This is a genomic window from Mycobacterium sp. ELW1 (assembly GCF_008329905.1).
In the GTDB taxonomy this organism is placed as follows: Bacteria; Actinomycetota; Actinomycetes; order Mycobacteriales; family Mycobacteriaceae; genus Mycobacterium.
Window position 1 is genome coordinate 375081 of the sequence record NZ_CP032155.1, and the last position, 18703, is coordinate 393783.

Consider the following 18703-nt stretch of genomic DNA (forward strand, 5'->3'; position numbering starts at 1 on the left):
CCGCTGGGCGAACGACAGCGCGCCGAAATCGCTAGAGCCCGCGCACCGTTCCGGTGAGATGCGGGTAGCCCTTGCTCAGGTTGCGCATCGAGATGTCCCAGCCGTCGGTCACCCGGTCGACGTAGAGACCGGCGGTGGCCGGCAGGATGACCGGCTTGCCGAACTTCACCGAGTAGCGGACCGCATCGGGAATCTGCGCCTCGATGTTGGCCAAAACCGCTGCCGCACTGAACATCCCGTGGGCGATCACAGTGGGGAAGCCGAACAGCTTGGCGCCGATCGACGTGGTGTGGATCGGATTGTGATCCCCGCCGATCGAGGCGTAGCGCCGGATCTGGCCGGGGCTGATCCGCAGGATCGCATTGGGCGGCGGCAGCTTCGGCCGCTTGGGCGGCTCGGGCTTGGGCCCACCGGACAGGCTGGTGCGCTGCTGGTGGAGGAACGTCGTGACCTGATGCCAGGCGTGCTCGTTGCCCACATGGATGTCGGCGATGACGTCGACCAGCAGCCCCTTGCGATGCTCCCGCAGGTTCTCGGCGTGCACCGCGAGCTTCACGGTGTCGGTGACCGCGATCGGGCGGTACCGGGTGATCTCGTTCTCCACGTGGACTGCGCCCATGGCGGCGAACGGGAAGTCGAAGCCGGTGATGAGTGACATCACGGTGGGGAACGTCAGCACGAACGGATAGGTCAGCGGCACGGTGTCGCCGAACCGTAGGCCGGTGACCGCCGCGTAGGCGGCGACGTTGGACGGATCGATGGCCAATTCATCGACCGTCAGGGTGCGGTTGGGCAGGTGGTCGCCGCGCGGGATGAATGGCAGCGAGCCCGCCGCGGCGCGCAGCATGTTGCGCAGTCCGCTCGGCTGTTCGGTCACGGTTGTCACCTCAAGCTCCCAGCATCGCCTGGCCGCAGACTCGGATCGTATTGCCGGTCACGGCATTCGACGCGGGACTGGCGAAGTAGGCGATGGTCTCGGCGACGTCGACCGGCTTGCCGCCCTGATACAGGGAGTTCAGCCGGCGGCCGACCTCGCGGGTGGCCAACGGGATCGCGGCGGTCATTGCGGTCTCGATGAAACCGGGTGCGACGGCGTTGATCGTGATGCCCTTCTCCGCCAGCGACGGTGCGAGCGCCTCGGTGAGGCCGATCATGCCGGCCTTGGTGGCCGCGTAATTGGTCTGGCCGCGGTTGCCCGCGATCCCGGCCATCGAGGACAACCCGATGATCCGTCCGCCCTCACCGATGCTGCCGTTCTCGATCAAGCCTTCGGTAAGGCGTTGGGGTGCAAGCAGATTCACCGCGACTACGGCATCCCAGCGGGCATCGTCCATGTTGGCCAGCAGCTTGTCGCGGGTGATGCCTGCGTTGTTGACCAGGATGTCGGCACGGCCCCCGTTGTGCTCGGAGTAGTGCTCGCGCAAATGCTCGGTGATCTTGTCCACCGCATCCTCGGCGGTGACATCCAGCGGCAGGGCGGTGCCGCCCACCTTCACAGCGGTCTCGCTCAACGCATCACGCGCACTCTCGACGTCGATCGCGACGACCTTGGCGCCGTCCCGGGCGAACACCTCGGCGATCGTGGCGCCGATGCCGCGGGCCGCGCCGGTGACGATCGCAACCTTGCCGTCCAGCGGCTTGTCCCAATCGGCGGGCGGGGTGGAATCCGCCGCCCCTACATAGAAGACCTGCCCGTCGACGTAGGCCGACTTGCCCGACAGCAGGAACCGCAGCGTCGACTCCAGTCCGGTCGCGGCGGGCTTCGCCGCCGGTGACAGGTAGACGAGCGAGACGGTGGCCCCGTGGCGCACCTCCTTGCCCAGGGACCGGGTGAATCCTTCGAGGGCGCGCTGGGCGATGCGCTCGTTGGCGCTGCCCGCCTCGTCGGGCGTGGTGCCGATCACGACGATGCGACCCGACGGGCCGAGGTTGCGCAGCAGCGGGGTGAAGAACTCGTAGAGACCACGCAGCCCGACCGGCTCGGTGATGCCGGTGGCATCGAAGACCAGTCCGCCGAACGAGTCGGCCCAGCGGCCGCCCAGGTTGTCGGCGACCACGTCGTAGTCCTCGGCCAGCGCCGCGCGCAGCGGCTCGACCACGCGGCCGTCACCACCGATCAGCAGCGAGCCGGCCAGCGGGGGCTCACCGGCTTTGTAGCGGCGCAGCGTTTCCGGCTGCGGAATGCCGAGCTGCTTGGCCAGCAGGGAGCCCGGCGCTGAGTTGACGATCTGCGAGAAGAGGTCGGAAGCCACGAACATGCCTTTCGAGTTGCGATGCGGGTGGACCGGGAACGAACTTACTCCAGAGTAAGGACCGTGCGTAGTATGGGTGGGTATACCCCCTCTCAAACCGAACCCAAAGGGGAGATTGACGTGGCCTCTACCACTAGAAACAGCCGTCGGGTCGCCGTGATCGGCGGCAACCGCATTCCGTTCGCGCGCTCCGACGGCGCCTACGCCCAGGCATCCAATCAGGACATGTTCACCGCTGCCCTCGGCGGCCTGGTGGACCGTTTCGGCCTGGCCGGCGAGCAGCTCGGCGCAGTGATCGGCGGCGCGGTGCTCAAGCACAGCCGCGACTTCAACCTGATGCGTGAGAGCGTGCTCGGCAGCCAACTGTCGCCGTACACCCCGGCGATCGATCTGCAGCAGGCCTGCGGCACCGGTCTGCAGGCTGCCATCGCCGCCGCCGACGGCATCGCCGCCGGGCGCTACGAGGCCGCGGCCGCGGGCGGGGTGGACACCACCTCCGACGCCCCGATCGGCCTCGGCGACGAACTCCGTCGCACCCTGCTCAATCTGCGCCGCTCCAAGTCGAACGTGGACCGGCTGAAGCTGGTCGGCAAGCTGCCCGCCTCCCTCGGCATCGAGATCCCGACCAACGGCGAGCCGCGCACCGGGCTGTCGATGGGCGACCACGCCGCGATCACCGCCAAGCAGATGGGGATCAAGCGCGTCGATCAGGACGAGCTGGCCGCCGCCAGCCACCGCAACATGGCCGCCGCCTATGACGCCGGCTTCTTCGACGACCTCGTCAGCCCCTTCCTCGGGCTGTACCGGGACAACAACCTGCGGGCCGACTCCACCGCCGAGAAGCTGGCCAAGCTCAAGCCGGTGTTCGGCGTGCGCAACGGCGACGCGACGATGACGGCGGGCAACTCGACGCCGCTCACCGACGGCGCGTCGGTGGTACTGCTCGCCAGCGATGAGTGGGCGACGTCACATTCGCTGACTCCGCTGGCCTACTTCGTCGACTCCGAGACCGCCGCGGTCGACTACGTCAACGGCGCCGACGGCCTGCTGATGGCACCTACGTACGCGGTGCCCCGCCTGCTGGCCCGCAATGGCCTGACCTTGCAGGACTTCGACTTCTACGAGATCCACGAGGCGTTCGCGTCGGTGGTGCTGGCCCACCTGCAGGCGTGGGAATCCGAGGAGTACTGCAAGGAGCGGCTCGGCTTGGATAGCGCACTGGGCAGCATCGACCGCTCCAAGCTCAACGTCAACGGCTCCTCGCTCGCGGCCGGCCATCCGTTCGCCGCGACCGGCGGCCGGATCGTGGCTCAGCTGGCGAAACAGCTGGCGGAAAAGCACAAGGAGACGGGTCAGCCGGTCCGCGGCTTGATCTCCATTTGCGCCGCCGGCGGCCAGGGCGTGACGGCGATTCTCGAGGCGTAGAAAAAAATCGAAAAAAGTTTCCGTGGGTTTGTAACGAACCCGTGCGGGCTACAGATGTATTGGATAGCTCCGTGTTGCCGTCTGACCCCCCGACCCGACGGCAACACGGGGCATCCTCTTTGTTTGTGTGCTTTCTAGTGCACAAACAGAGGACCGCCGCTGGACAAGAGGGGATTCCAGCGGCGGTCTCTACGAGGCCCAAAGATTGGTCCTTCGTACCTGCTGGAGACTTCTCTCCGCTAGCCCCGGTCTACGAGCCCCGACTGCACAAGTGCGGCGTCCACGAACTGCTGGACCGGACGGGCTTGGAAAAACCCGGTATGCCCGCCCCGATACCAGCCGATGTCCGGCCGCCCCCAGTGCTCCCACAATCCCAGCACCTGCTCGCGCGGGTGCACTATCCGGTCGGCGACGCCGGCGTAGATGAACCGGCCCTCCGGCGCGACCTTCGGCTGCAACGACAGCGGCGAGATCATGTCCCCGATCGGCGCCGCCAGCTCCAGGGTCCGGTGCCGCGGATCGTCGAGGCTCAGTCCGGCGTGCCGGCCCAGGATCGACACCAGGTTGGCCGGCGGCACCCCGAGGATGGCACACGTCAGATCCTCGTCGAGGCTCGCGACCAGGGCGGCGATGTAGCCGCCCAGCGAGATGCCGTTCACCCCGATCCGCGCGTCGGGTTGCTGTGACCTGATCCAGGCCAGAACCCGGCGAACGTCCCACACCGCCTGGGCGGTGGCGTGAACGTCGTCCATCACGTCCTCACCGGGGAACACCGCGCCCTTGGGCAGACCTTTGGCACGCGGGCCGTGCATCGGTAGCACCGGCAGGATGACGTTGAGGCCGAATGCCTCGTGCAGATGCCATGCCCGGAACAACGTGAGGTCCAGGTTCACCCGGCCCATCTCGGTGCCGTGGATGCACACCAGCCACGGGCGGGGCTCGCTGTGGCGCAGCATCAGCGCGTACTCGCGGCGGTTGCCGGTGTAGCTGAGCCAACGCTGGCGTCCCGGTTCCCGGGAGTACGGGGTGTAGCCGCTGTCGAACGACATCCGCTCGTGCTTGCGGTTGCCCTTGCCGAACGTCCGGATCGACACGTTGGTCGGCGTCGGCGGCGCGGCGAAGAACCCTTCCGGCCTGGCCAGCCAGCCCTGCTTGCCGTAGAAGTCGATGGCTTTGACGACTTCGGTGTTGATCTTGTCGTAGACCGCGGCGTCGCTGAGCGGACGACGCATGCGCAGGCCGACCAGGACGATCTCGTCCCGCAGGGCGTGGGTGGCCAGGGAGAGGGTCGGTCGCGCGACGGGCAACTCGCCGCTGCCGCCGTCGAGGTATGCGCCCCAGGACCGTGCGTAGTAGCCAGCGGTTTTGGTGAACGGCGCGACAATATTCGCCAGCGGAGCTCCACCACTCGGCTTTTTGCCGGTGGGCGCGGTATGCGCGGGGATTGCATCGTTGCTGTCGAGCATTGCCATTCCTAGAATGTAGCGGATGCCCAGCACCCTGCCAGGGCCCAAAGTCCCGATATAAGCCAATTGCGGCCGTCAGCTGGCAACAAGGGTCCAAAGTCCCCGGTCACAGGGCCCCGAAACGCCAACGGCCCCGAAACGCCAACGGCTCCGAGACCCGAAGGTCCCGGAGCCGTTGTGCTTGGATAACTCAGAAGGCAGCTTCGTCGAGCTCCATGATCTCGTTGTCCAGCGTCTCGACCACCTGGCGAGTGCTGGTCAGCAGCGGCAGCATGTTCTTCGCGAAGAACGACGCGACCGCGATCTTGCCCTCGTAGAACGAGCGGTCGGCACCGCTGGCACCGGCGTCGAGTGCGGCGATGGCCACTGCGGCCTGACGCTGCAGCAACCAGCCGATGACCAGATCGCCGACGCTCATCAGGAAGCGGACCGAGGCCAGCCCCACCTTGTAGATGCTGGCGGAGTCCTCCTGCGCGGCCATCAGGTAGCCGGTCATGGAGGCGGCCATCGCCTGGACGTCCTCAAGCGCCTTGGCCAGCAGCTCGCGCTCCGACTTCAGCCGGCCATTGCCCGACTCGTTGGAGATGAACGACTCGATCTGGCCTGCCACGTGCGCCAGCGCAACACCCTTGTCGCGCACGATCTTCCGGAAGAAGAAGTCCTGCGCCTGGATGGCGGTGGTGCCCTCGTACAGCGAGTCGATCTTGGCGTCGCGGATGTACTGCTCGACCGGGTAGTCCTGCAGGAAGCCGGAGCCACCGAAGGTCTGCAGGCTCTCGGTCAGCTTGGCGTAGGCCTGCTCGGAACCGACACCCTTGACGATCGGCAGCAGCAGATCGTTGACCTTGACCGACAGTTCGGCGTCGACGCCGTGCAGAGCCGCGGCGACCTCAGCGTCCTGGTAGGTCGCGGTGAACATGTACAGCGAGCGCAGTCCCTCGGCGTAGGCCTTCTGGGTCATCAGGCTGCGGCGGACGTCTGGGTGATGGGTGATGGTGACCCGCGGCGCGGTCTTGTCGGTCATCTGGGTCAGGTCGGCACCCTGCACGCGCTCCTTGGCGTACTCCAGGGCGTTCAGGTAGCCGGTCGACAGCGTGGCAATAGCCTTGGTGCCCACCAGCATTCGCGCCATCTCGATGACATCGAACATCTGGGCGATGCCGTCGTGAACCTCGCCGACGAGCCAGCCCTTGGCCGGCACCCCGTGCTGGCCGAAGGTCAGCTCACAGGTGGTGGAGACCTTCAGGCCCATCTTGTGCTCGACGTTGGTGACGAAAGCGCCGTTGCGCTCGCCGAGCTCGCCGGTCTCGGGGTCGAAGTGGAACTTCGGCACGAAGAACAGCGACAGGCCCTTGGTGCCCGGGCCCGCGCCCTCGGGGCGGGCGAGCACCAGGTGGAAGATGTTCTCGAACATGTCGTCGGAGTCGGCCGAGGTGATGAACCGCTTCACCCCGTCGATGTGCCACGAACCGTCGTCCTGCTTGACGGCCTTGGTGCGTCCGGCGCCGACGTCGGAGCCGGCATCCGGCTCGGTGAGCACCATGGTCGAGCCCCAGCCGCGCTCGGCGGCGAGGACGGCCCACTTCTTCTGCTCATCAGTGGCCAGCTTGTAGAAGATGCTGGAAAAGCCTGCGCCACCGGCGTACATCCAGACCGCCGGGTTGGCGCCGAGCACGTGCTCGGCCAGCGCCCAGACCAAGGCGCGGGGGACCGGCGTGCCGCCGAGCTCCTCCTCGATGCCGACCTTGTCCCAGCCCGCCTCGGTCACGGCGTGAACGGACTTCTTGAACGCCTCCGGCAACTTCACGGAGTGGGTCTCGGGATCGAAAACCGGCGGGTTGCGGTCACCTTCGACGAACGATGCGGCGACCGGGCCTTCGGCCAGCCTGCTCATTTCCTGCAGCATGTCGCGCGCCGTGTCGGCGTCTACATCGCTGTAGCTGCCCTGGCCGAGCGCCTTCTCGAGACCGAAGACCTCGAACAGGTTGAATACCTGGTCGCGCACGTTTGACTTGTAATGGCTCATGACGGCTCCTCCTCAGCGAGAATGTCATCTGAATTTGGGCTTTGTGGTTGAGTACTTCGGTCTAAGTTACCCACCAGTAACACTGGCTTACTATACCCACGGGTAATGGGAAATCAACCGCGAGTGAGCAAGTTCAGCCGACTAACCAACCCACCGGTCGGTTTGGGGCATTACCGCGGCGCAAAATTCAGTATCGGCTGGCTCTTTCAGGGCCCTGAGCAGTGCGAATGCGCCGAGGCGTGACGGGCGGGCGCAACGCCGCAGCGGTGCGATCTTCGTCACACCGCCGCGGCATGGCCGCGTTTCATTCCTCCGACGAGGGTTCGGGAGCAGACTCCGCCGCGTCCGCAGAACCGTCCGGTGCCGGCTCGGCCGCCGGCTCGTCGGAATCGGGCAGCTGCGAGACCAGATGCTCGGCGAGCTCCCCGATGGTCGGATGGTCGAACACCGCTGTCGGGCTGATGTCGAACTTCCCGCCGAACTGACCGAACAACCGGTTACGCAGTTCGACCGCCATCAGCGAGTCCGTGCCCAGATCGAGGAATCGGCTGGATGCGGCGGGCGGTTGGGCGAGCCGCAGGAAGCCCTGCACCTCTTTCTGCAGGAACTCGGTGATGAAGCCGGCTCGCGCCGCCACCGGAAGCTCCTGCAGCTGCCGCAACAACTCGCTGTCACCGACCACTGTGCCGTCACCGCTGGGCAGCACCTGGTCCAGCAGGGGCGGACGGATGCCGGCGAGCATCTTGGCCGTCCGCTGCCAGTTCGCCTTGAGCACGGTGGCCTGCGCGGCGCCCTGCCGGATGGCCTCGCCGAGGGCGGCCAGTGCCGCCGACGGCTCGAGCGGCATCATGCCCTGGGCGCTGAGGTTGGCGACCGCGGCCGCCGAACTGGCCATGCCGCCCTGGGCCCACGGGCCGAAGTTCACGGCGGTGGCAGGTAGTCCCTGCGCCCGTCGTTGCGCGACGAGCCCGTCGAGCAGTGCGTTGGCGGTCGCGTAGTTGCCCTGTGCGGGCGAGCCCAGCACCGCCGACGCCGACGAGTACAGGATGAAGAACTCGAGATCGTCGTCCTTCGTCAACCGGTGCAGATGGTGCGCGCCATACGCCTTGGGCTCCAATGCCTTCCGGAACCGATCGAGGTCCTGCTGCGGCAGCAGGGCGTCGTCGAGCACACCGGCCAGGTGTGCCACGCCGGCCAGCGGCGGCAGCTCGGCCCGGATCCTGTCCAGCAGCTGGGCCACCTCGGACTCCTCGGCGACATCGGCCGAGAAGACGTGGATCCGGCAGTGGAACCGCTCGGTGATGGCGTCGATGGCCGCCTTGGCCTCCGCATCCGGGGTGCGTCGGCTGGTCAGCACGATGTCGCCGGCGCCGAGCTGAGCCAGGTACGACGCCGTGTGCAGGCCGAGCGCGCCCAGACCGCCGGTGACCAGATAACTCCGATCCCCGCGCGGCTGAAGCGGTTTGGGCATCTGCACCACGATCTTGCCGATGTGGCGCGCCTGCTGCATCCGCCGGAACGCGGTCCTGGCCTCGGTAAGCGGGTAGACCTCGGCGGGCACCGGGGTCCACTCGCCCTTGGCCAGGCCGTCGGCGACCTCGACCATCAGTCGCTGGATGTGGTCGGGATCGGTCATCATCGTGACGTCCAGCGCGACGATCTCGTAGTCGATATCGGGACGCAGTTCGGCCATCTGTTCGTGCGTCCAGATGTCGCGCTTGGCGATCTCGGCGAACCGGCCGCCCTTGGCCGTGGCCCGCACCGTCGCCTCGACGAAGCCCTCGCTGGTCAGCGAGTTGAGCACCACATCGACACCCTCACCGTTGGTATCGGCAAGGATCTGGTCCGCGAATTCCGTTGTGCGCGAGTCGTAGACGTACTCGACACCCATGTCCCGCAGGGTGGCGCGCTTGTATTTGCTCGCGGTGGCGAACACGGTCGCGCCGTGCGCGCGGGCCATCTGCACCGCGGCCAGGCCTACACCGCCACTGGCGGCGTGGATGAGCACCTTGTCGCCGGGCTTGAGCTTCGCCCAGTCGAACGCGAGCCGGACCGTCAGCGCCGCAGCGGGAATCGTCGCGGCATCCACCGCGCTGATCCCGTCCGGCACCGTGGTCAACAGTGGCGCAGGCACATTCAACCGGCTGGCGAAGGCGCCCTGCATGGACCCGAAGACTCGCTGGCCGACCTCGAATCCGGTGACCGCGGAGCCGACGTCGGTGACCACACCACACAGGTCGCCACCGATCGGGCCCGGATCGCCGGGGTAGAGGCCCAGCACGTTGAGCACGTCCCGGAAGTTGAGGCCGGCGGCCTCGATCCGGACCTGAACCTCGTTGTCCTTCGGCGGGGTCACGTCGACCTCGGTCAGGCGGAGGTTGTCGATAGCGCCGCGTTCGGTCGGCGCCAGGGCGTAGTCGTCGCTGCGCGGCATCGGCAGCTGACCGTTACGCGCCCAGTGCAGCAGCCGCGAGACCAGGAAACGTCCCTGTCGCACTGCCATTTCCGGCTCGACGACCGGGGCGCCGAGCGCGCCGGGCAGCCAGCTCAGCGACTCATCGCCGCCGTCGGAGTCCACCAGGCGAACACGCAGGCTCGGCTGCTCGGCGATCAGGGTGCGGCCGAATCCCCACAGGGCGGACTGGACCGGATCGACAAGCTCGCCGGGCTCGGTGGCCACCGCGCGATCGGTGACGATCCACAGCCCGTCGGCCAGCGTGCCCTTCTGCTCGGCCAGTGCGGCCTGCGCGGCCCCGAGCAGCGTGGCGACCTGCGCCTCGAGCCGGGTCGCGAGTTCCGCGGCGGAGCCGTCCTCGCCAGCGTGTCCCGAACTGCGCCAGACGATTCCGGTGACCGGCGCACCACGTTCGGCAGCCTCGGCGAATGCCCGCTGCCACGACTGCGGATCGGTCGCCTCGTCGACCGTCACCGCCCCCGGCACCTCGGTCGCCAGCGCGTCGAAACCGGCGATCAGCCAGGTGCCGTTCGCGCTCTTGCCGGTGCCGTCTTCGGCCTCGTCTGCCGTCGGGGCCGCCGCGATCTCCTGCCAGCCGAGGCTGTACAGCAGCCGGGTGGAGTCACCACCCAGTCCGCGCATCAACGCCTCGCGCGGGGCACGCTTGACGGTGAACTCGGCGATACCACCGAGCACCCGTCCGTCCCGATCCAGGAAATCGATATCGAAGACCTGGGTTTCGTTGTTGAGGGTGTTCTCGTGCCAGCGGGCCCGGCAGTAGAACCGGCGCGGCATCGTCTCGGCGATCGTCACCTGCCCGTACCGCAACGGCAGGAACAGATCCGTCATCCCCTGCTCGGCAGCCAGCGTGGCGGGGAAGGCCGGGAAGGCCACACCGGTGCACAGGTCCAGCAGGACCGGGTGGATCGGCTCGGTGCCGAGATGCTCGCCGAGTTCCTCGCCGACCGCGATGTCCCCGATCGCCTCACCCTTGCCGACCCACAATGACTTCAGCGAGGTCGACCACGTCGGGCCCCAGGCCAATTCCATGTCGTGGAAGATGTCGAACAGTTCCTGCGGACGGGTGCGATCCATCTGCTCGATCGCCTCGTCCGGGGCCACCGTTTCCGCCGGTTCCGCATCCGGGTCGATGCCGGAGAGCAGGGTGCCGTCCGAGTTCAGCGACCATTCGGCCTCCCGAACCCCGTACGGCCGGCTGTGCACCTGGAACTTCCAGCCGTCATCGACGGGGTGCAGGCTGAGCTGGACCTCGCGAGATGCCTTGTCGGGCAGGATGATCGGTTCGTAGAAGAAAACTTCCTTCACCCGTGCCGGTGCGCCTGCGGCGGCCATGGCCATTGCCGCGTACGTCGCGCCGGGCACCACCACGGTGCCGTAGATGACGTGATGCGCCAGCCACGGTTGGGTCTTGACCGACAGCACGTTCGTGTAGACCTTGTCGCCGGAAGCCAGATCCTTCGCACTGCCCAGGATGCCCGAGAGTCGAACGCCGTCCGAACCCAAGCCTGCAATCCCGGAGGCTTTTGGCCAGTACCGGCGGCGCTGGAACGGATATGTCGGCAGCTCGAGTCGCCGGCCCGCCGTGTGGAACCTGGCCGCGAAGTCCGGTCGGTGTCCGCAGATGTACGTCGTGGCAAGCGCTTCGGTCATCTGGCGCTGGGCGTTGGCGCCCTTGCGCAGTGACACGATTGCCCGCGGCGTTGCCGAGGACTCCGGCCAGATCTGCAGTGCCGCGGCGGTCAGGATCGGTTGTGGGCCGATTTCCATCAGCACCGAGCAGCCCAGGGCAGCTACGGTGCGCACACTTTCGGTGAACTGCACCGGCTGCCGGGAATGCCGGCGCCAGTACTGCGCATTGATCGGCGTCTCGGCGGTGAGCACCGCGCCGGTCCGGTTGCAGACCAGCGGACGGGTCGGCACCGCGTAGTCGAATTGCGTTGCAAACGTCTCGAATTCGTCGAGCACCGGATCCAGCAGTTCCGAGTGGAAGGCGTGGCTGGTCTCCAGCCAGGTGCACCGGGCGCCGTCCTCGCTGCAGGCCGCGACGATCTGCTCCAGATCCTCGCCGGGACCCGACAGCACCGTGTTGCGGCCGTTGTAGGCGCCGACCGAGACGCGCGGGAAGTTCGCCGCGGCACGCTCCACATAATCGGGGTCGGCGAACACCGCGACCATCCGGCCGCCCTCGGGCAGGCTGCCGAACAACCGGCCCCGCTCGGCGATCAACCGGATGCCGTCTTCGAGACTGAAAACGCCTGCCACGCACGCGGCCGCGTACTGGCCGACGCTGTGGCCCAGCACCACGTCCGGTTCGACGCCCCACGACTGCCAAAGCCGGGCCAGGCCCATCTCGACGGCGAAGATCGCGGGCTGGGCGAATGATGTGTGCCGCAAGGTTTCCGCGTTCTCGCGGTCACCGGAGAACAGCACGTCGAGCAACGGGCGCGGCAGCATCGGATCGACGGCCTGCGCGCAGCGGCGCAGGGTGTCGGCGAAGACCGGCTCCGTTTCGAACAATTCCTTCGCCATACCCGGGTACTGGCTGCCCTGTCCCGGGAAGAACCACGCGGTGGTCGGCGGGTCGGTGCACTCGCCGCGGAGCACGCCCGGCCGCAACCGGTTGGCCACCAGATCGTCGAGCAGCATCTTGGCCTCGGACACGGAGTTCGCGACCACTGCCGCCCGGTGCTCGAAGTGTGATCGTCCCGCGCCGGCGGTGTAGCTCACGTCGGCCAGCGAGGCGTCGGGATGGGCTGTCAGCCAATCGGAGTAGCGCTGTGCCAACGCGAGCAGGCCCGGCCCGGATCGCGCCGACAGCGGCAGGACACTCAGCGGCTCGCGCACCGGCTCCGGCGCGACGACCTCGACCGGTTCGTCGGCGGGATCGTCACCGAGCGCGGGCTGCGGTGCCTCTTCGATCAACACGTGGGCGTTGGTGCCGGTGAAGCCGAACGAGCTGACCCCGGCGCGCCGCGGCCTGCCGTTGGCGACCCATGGGGTGGCCTCGTCGACCACCCGCACCGGCAACGAGTCCCAGGGGATGTGCGGTGACGGGTTATGGAAGTGCAGGTTCTGCGGCAGCATTTCGTTCTGCAGCGACAGCACGACCTTGATCAGACCGGCCACACCGGCAGCGGACTCCAGGTGCCCGATGTTGGTCTTGGCCGTTCCCATCAGCAGCGGACGGATCGGATCTCGACCGGCGCCGTAGACGGCCGCGGCGGCCTGCACCTCGATCGGGTCACCCAGCGGGGTGCCGGTGCCGTGCGCTTCCAGGTAGTCGACGTCTGCGCCGCCGAGACCGGCGCGGGTCAACGCAGCGGAGATGAGGCGTTGTTGCGCACCGCCATTGGGCACCGTCAGACCGCTGGACGCACCGTCCTGGTTGACCGCGCTGCTGCGGATGACCGCGGCGATCCGGTCGCCGTCGCGTTGCGCGTCGGACAGCCGCTTGAGCACCAGGATGCCGCACCCTTCACCGCGGACGTAGCCGTCGGCCGCCGCGTCGAAGGTCTTGCATCGGCCGTCGGGGGCCAGCATCCGGGCGCGTGACGCGGCGACGATCGACGCCGGGCTCAGCAGGACGTTGACGCCACCGGCCAGGGCCATGTCGCAGTCGCCGGAGTGCAGCGCCTGGCTGGCCTGATGGACGGCGACCAGCGACGAGCTGCACGCGGTGTCCACCGCCATCGCAGGCCCTTCCAGGCCGAGCGTGAATGCCACTCGGCCCGCGATCGCGTTGAGCGCGTTGCCGGTGATGAAGTGGGCCTCGAGGTTCTCCACCGATTCGCCGGACAGCAGATGTGAGTACTCGTTGGCACCCACGCCGACGAAGACACCGGTGCGGCTGCCGCGCAACGCGGACGGCGCGTAGCCGGCCCGCTCCAGGCCCTCCCACGCGATCTCCAGCATCAGACGCTGCTGCGGGTCGATCCACACCGCTTCGCGTGGCGAGATGCCGAAGAACTCCGGGTCGAAGCCGTCGACGCTTTCCAGGTAGCCGCCGCTGCGGGTGTAGATCTTGCCGGGGGTCTGCTGGTCGGGGTCGTAGTACTGGTCGACGTCGAAGCGGTCCTCGGGGATCTCCCGGATCGCGTCCACGGCGCCGGACAGCACATCCCAGTACGCATCGGCGTCGGCCGCACCCGGGAACCGGCAGGCCACCGCGATGATGGCGATCGGCTCGTCGGTCGCCGCGCCCGCCAGCGACGCCGGCGCGGCCGCACGCTGCGCACCGGCCTTCTCGTTGAGGTTGAGCACGTCGCCGAGCAGATAGTCGGCCACATCGGTCAGCCGCGGGAAGTCCATGGCGAGTGTCGCCGGAAGTTCCTTGCCGACAGCCTGTTCCAAACGGCGCCGAAGTTCGACAGCCATCAGAGAGTCCATGCCGAGGTCGAAGAATCCGGCCTCTTCGCGGACCTCCGACGCGTCGACCCGGGTCACCTCCGCGACGGTGTTGCGCAGGTACTCCAGAACGAGCTTCTTGCGCTGCTGCACCGGTGCTGCGGTGAGCTGTTCGACCAGCCGGGTGGTGCCCGAGGCCCCGGTGGCCGCGGGCAGCGACTCCGGCACCTCGCGGGCCACCTCGGCCAGCAGCGAACGGCGGCCGGCCTGCAGGTAGATCGGCAGGAATCGGGCCCAATCCATCCGCGCCACAACGGCTTCGGCCGGACCTTGCGAACCGGCGGCGGCCATGATGTCGGCCATTCCGGCCAGTGCATCGGTGGGTGAGAGGGTGCGGATCCCGCGCCGGTCCAGCTGGGCGCGGGCGTCCTGGTCTGCCATGCCGGCCGACCACGGACCGAAATTCACGCTGGTGCCGGACACGCCGCGCTCGCGCAGTCGCCACGTCAACCCGTCGAGGAACGCGTTGGCCGCGCTGTAGGCGCTCTGGCCGTAGCTACCCCATACCGACGAGATCGACGAGGTGGACAGGAAGAAGTCCAGTTCCAGGTCAGCGGCGGCCTCACTGAGATACCAAGCACCCCAAACTTTTCCGGAGAACACCCGATCGATCTCGGTGCTGTCGAGGGAACTCAGCGGGGTGGTGCTGTTCTCGCCCGCGGCGTGAACGATGCCGGCCAGCGGCGGCAGCTCGGCGGCCACGGTGGCGAGCAGACGGGCGACGTCGTGCGGGTCGGCGACGTCGGCCGCGATCACCCGGACCGCGCAGCCGTGCTGTTCGCGCAGGGCGTCGATGCGGCGCTGCGCGGCCTCATCGGGGGCGCGGCGGCTGGTCAGCACCAGCTGGCGGGCGCCGTGCGCGGCCAGGTATCCGGCGATCTCCAGCCCGATCGAGCCCAGTCCGCCGGTCACCAGATAGGTTGCCTCGGAGCGCAATTCCAGCGGGGTCGAGTTCGGTTGGCCGGTCCGGCGGACCAGCCTCGGAACGTGAACACCGCTGTCGCGCAACGCGATCTGATCCTCGCCGGGCGATGCGGTGACGACCTGCTTGATCAGCCGCGTCCACTCGTCGGCGCCGGTCCCGGACAGATCTGCCAGACCGCCCCACACCTGCGGGTACTCCAGCGCGGCGACGCGGCAGAATCCCCACAACCCGCTCTGCTCCGGCGCAACCGTGTCCGCGTCGGTGACGCGCTGCGCGCCGTGGGTCAGTACCCAGATCGGGGTGCGCAGTTCGGCGGCGGCCGCGGCGCGGAACAGGCGCTGGGTCCCCCCGAGTACCCGGTGTTGCATCCGCAGCAGCGACCGCATCGACGACGCGCTGTCGGAGTCCAGTGCCCCGACGTGCAGGATGCGCAACGCGGGCTCGTCCTGCACCGCCGCGGTCAGTTCGGCGACCAGGCGCTCCTCGTCGGCGTCGGACACCGGCAGACCGAGGACGCGGTGCCGGTGTCCGTGTGCGGTCAGCGCATCGACCAGCGGGCGCATGACGGCGGCGTCATCGCCGATCAGCAGCCACGCTGCGCCCTCACCGACCTCGGCCGACGAGCTGACGGCCTTCTGCCAGCGGATCTCGTAGCGGATGTCGGCGATGGATTGTGCACTGCGCTGCCGATTGTGTTGGGCGGCAAGCTTGCTCAGCACCTCAGCGGCCGTGGTGGATCCGTCCCCGCCGAGTAGCGCGGCCAGTTCCTCGATCCGGCCATCCTGGAGTAGCTGCACTGCCTCGGTGGGGGCGGCATCGTTCGCGGTCGACTGGGACTGCTTGCTCTGATACCAGTACTGGCGATGCTGGAACGGGTAGGTCGGCAGATCGAGCTTGCGGGCCGGCTCGTGCACCAGTGCCGCGAAGTCGGGAACATGTCCGGCGACGTAGGCACCGGCCAGCGCTTCGGTCAGCTGGCGGTGGTCCGCACCGTTACGGCGCAGCGATGCAACGGCTTTGGGTGCGGTCGCCGGGTCCGGCCAGGCCCGCAGCGCGGCGGCGGTGAGCACCGGCTGCGGCCCCACCTCGAGCAGCAGCGCGCAGCCGAGTTCGGCCAGCGTCGACACCCCCTTGGCGAACTGCACCGGCTGACGCGCGTGGCGGCGCCAGTATTGCCCGTCGAGCTTGGCGTTGCGGCCCAGTGCCGCCCCGGTCCGGTTGCACACCAGGATCCGCTGGGGTGCCGCGAATTCGAATCCGTTGGCGTAGGTCTCGAAGGCGTCCAGCGCGGGGTCGAGCAGTGACGAATGGAAAGCGTGGCTGGTGTCCAGCCAGTCGCAGCGGGCGCCCTCGTCCGACAGCTGGGCGATTGCGCGCTCCAGGTCGGTGGCCGGTCCCGACAGCACGGTGTTGGCGCCGTTGTAGGCGGCCACCGACAGGCTCGGAAACTCGTCGGTCAGGCTTTCCACCCGGTCCGGGTCGGCGAAGACGGCGCACATCCGCCCGCCAGCCGGCAGGTCGCCGAAGAGGCGGCCCCGCTCGGCGAGCAACCGCGCGCCGTCCTCGAGGCTGAAAACCCCTGCGACACAGGCGGCGGAGTACTGGCCGACGCTGTGGCCGAGCACCACGTCCGGCTCGAATCCCCACGACTGCCAGAGCCTGGCCAAGCCCATCTCGACCGCGAAGATCGCGGGCTGGGCGTGCCGGGTCTGCTTCAGGGTTTCGGCGCCATCCAGATCGGCCGGGTCGGTTCCAAAGACGATGTCCAGCAACGGCTTTTCGAGCACACCGGCGACGGCGTCGGCGCACCGCTTCATGGTGTCGGCGAACACCGGCTCGGTCTCGAACAGTTCGCGGGCCATGCCGGCGTACTGACTGCCCTGTCCGGGGAACAACCAGGCGGTCTTCGGCGCATCGACGCAGTCGCCGCGCACCAGTCCTGGAGCGGGCAGGTCGTCGGCGAGCGCGCCGAGCAGCTCGCGCGCCGACTCGACGGAGTTGACCACGAGGGCGGCGCGGTGTTCGAAGTGGGCCCGGCCCGCTCCGGCGGTCAGGCAGATGTCGGCGAGAGTGGCGTCGGGGTGCTCGCCGAGCCAGCTGCGGTAGTCCTGTGCGGCCTGCACCAGGGCGGCCGGGGTGCGCGCCGACAGCGGAAGCACGGCGAACCGGCGGTCGTCCGGCGCTGCACCGGCAGCAACCGGGTTGGTGACCGGCGCCTCTTCGAGGATGACGTGCGCATTGGTGCCGGAGAACCCGAACGAGCTGACACCGGCGATGCGGGGCCGCTCCGAACGCTCCCAGGGGCGCGCCTTGTCGACGACCTGGACCGGGATCCGGTCCCACGGGATGTGCGGGGACGGGTTCGTGAAGTTGAGGTGCGGGGGCAGCTCGGAGTGCTCGAGCGCCAGGACGACCTTGAGGACGCCGGCCACGCCCGCGGCGGCCTCCAGGTGGCCGATGTTGGTCTTCGCCGACCCGATCAGCAGCGGCTGGTCCGCGGCGCGGCCCTTGCCGAGCGCTGCGGCGGCGGCCTGGACCTCGATGGGGTCACCCAGCGACGTCCCGGTCCCGTGCGCTTCCAGGTAGTTGATGTCGGTGGGTGTCAGGCCGGCGCGATCGAGCGCCTCGGCGATCACGCGCTGCTGGGCGACACCGTTGGGGACTGTCAGCCCGCCCGAGGCGCCGTCCTGGTTGACCGCGCTGCCGCGGATCACGGCGCGAATATGGTCGCCGTCGCGGAGCGCATCGTCCAGGCGCTTGATGGCGACGACACCGCACCCCTCGCCGCGTACGTAACCGTCGGCCGAGGCGTCGAACGTCTTGCACTTGCCGTCGGGGGCCAGCATCCGGGAGTGCGAGAACGTGATCATGGTGGCCGGGCTGAGCATGACGTTCACCCCGCCGGCCAGCGCCAGATCGCATTCATCCAGCAGCAGTGCCTGGCACGCCTGGTGAATGGCCACCAGCGAGGAGCTGCACGCCGTGTCGACGGTGACCGCCGGGCCCTGCAGCCCCAGCCGGTAGCTGATCCGGCCAGCGGCGGCCGCGCTGGACGTGCCGATCGCCAGATAGGCCTCGATCTCGGGGTAGGTCAGCGCATCGGATGCCATGCCCAGGAAGTCATGGGTGGCCAATCCGACGAACACGCCTGTTCTGCTGTTCGCCAAAGTCGTTGGCGCAGTGCCGGAATGCTCGACCGCCCGCCACGCCGTCTCGAGCAGCAGGCGGTGCTGCGGATCCATCAGGTTGGCTTCGCGCGCTGACACCCCGAAGAACGGTGCGTCGAACCCGGTGACGTCGTCGACGAACCCTGCTCGCCGGGTGACCATCTTGCCGGCCGCGTCCGGGTCGGAGTCGAAGAATTCCTCGATGTCCCACCGGTCGGCGGGGACCTCCGAAATCGCGTCCCGGCCGCTGTGCAGGACGTCCCAGTACTGGTCCGCATCCGCTGCGCCGGGAAGACGTGCCGCGTAACCGATGATTGCGAAACGGGGCGTCTGCTGCGTCGGACGTTCGGTGGGTGCCATCAGGTTGTGTTCTCCGCATCGGGCCGGTGAAGTGTCGCAGTGCTGTCGTGGGAGACCACGTCAGGGCCAGGAACAACTTCCGAACGGCCACGGCTCGGTCATCTCCCGACAGCGACGGCCGGCTCATCTCCCGACGGTCAGTATTGCACGGGCGTTGCTGAACGAACGGCTTTCACCATGGAGTCGACGGGTGCGTGGCCAG

General features: G+C 68.3%; 6 protein-coding genes. 1 reads left to right on the plus strand and 5 read right to left on the minus strand.

Translation table 11 applies throughout. The features are described 5' to 3' along the window. Positions 1-31: 31 nt before the first annotated feature. Both D3H54_RS01740 and D3H54_RS01745 read right to left on the minus strand, forming a co-directional pair. Complete coding sequence (locus D3H54_RS01740) at positions 32-847, minus strand: MaoC/PaaZ C-terminal domain-containing protein (RefSeq protein WP_149383288.1); 816 nt, start codon at positions 845-847, stop codon at positions 32-34. Positions 848-887: 40 nt separating this feature from the next. Continuing rightward, positions 888-2252 (minus strand): 3-oxoacyl-ACP reductase, encoded by a 1365-nt coding sequence (locus D3H54_RS01745; RefSeq protein ID WP_286199078.1) that lies wholly within the window; start codon positions 2250-2252, stop codon positions 888-890. 72 nt (positions 2253-2324) lie between these two features. On the opposite strand from D3H54_RS01745, the gene D3H54_RS01750 reads away from it, so the two are divergent. Next, positions 2325-3677, plus strand: a complete 1353-nt coding sequence (locus D3H54_RS01750; RefSeq protein WP_286199079.1) for an acetyl-CoA C-acetyltransferase — start codon at positions 2325-2327, stop codon at positions 3675-3677. Positions 3678-3916: 239 nt separating this feature from the next. Here the strand turns inward: D3H54_RS01750 and D3H54_RS01755 are convergent, their stop codons facing one another. The 3 genes from D3H54_RS01755 to D3H54_RS01765 form a co-directional block, all read right to left on the minus strand. Continuing rightward, the gene (locus tag D3H54_RS01755; RefSeq protein ID WP_149383289.1) at positions 3917-5143 is read right to left on the minus strand and encodes an alpha/beta hydrolase family protein; all 1227 of its coding nucleotides are present in this window, start codon (positions 5141-5143) and stop codon (positions 3917-3919) included. Positions 5144-5333: 190 nt separating this feature from the next. Further along, complete coding sequence (locus tag D3H54_RS01760) at positions 5334-7169, minus strand: acyl-CoA dehydrogenase (RefSeq protein WP_149377591.1); 1836 nt, start codon at positions 7167-7169, stop codon at positions 5334-5336. Positions 7170-7473: 304 nt separating this feature from the next. Beyond that, positions 7474-18501: a type I polyketide synthase gene (locus tag D3H54_RS01765; protein ID WP_149377592.1), complete on the minus strand. Its 11028-nt coding sequence runs from the start codon at positions 18499-18501 to the stop codon at positions 7474-7476. Between the last annotated feature and the right edge of the window lie 202 nt (positions 18502-18703).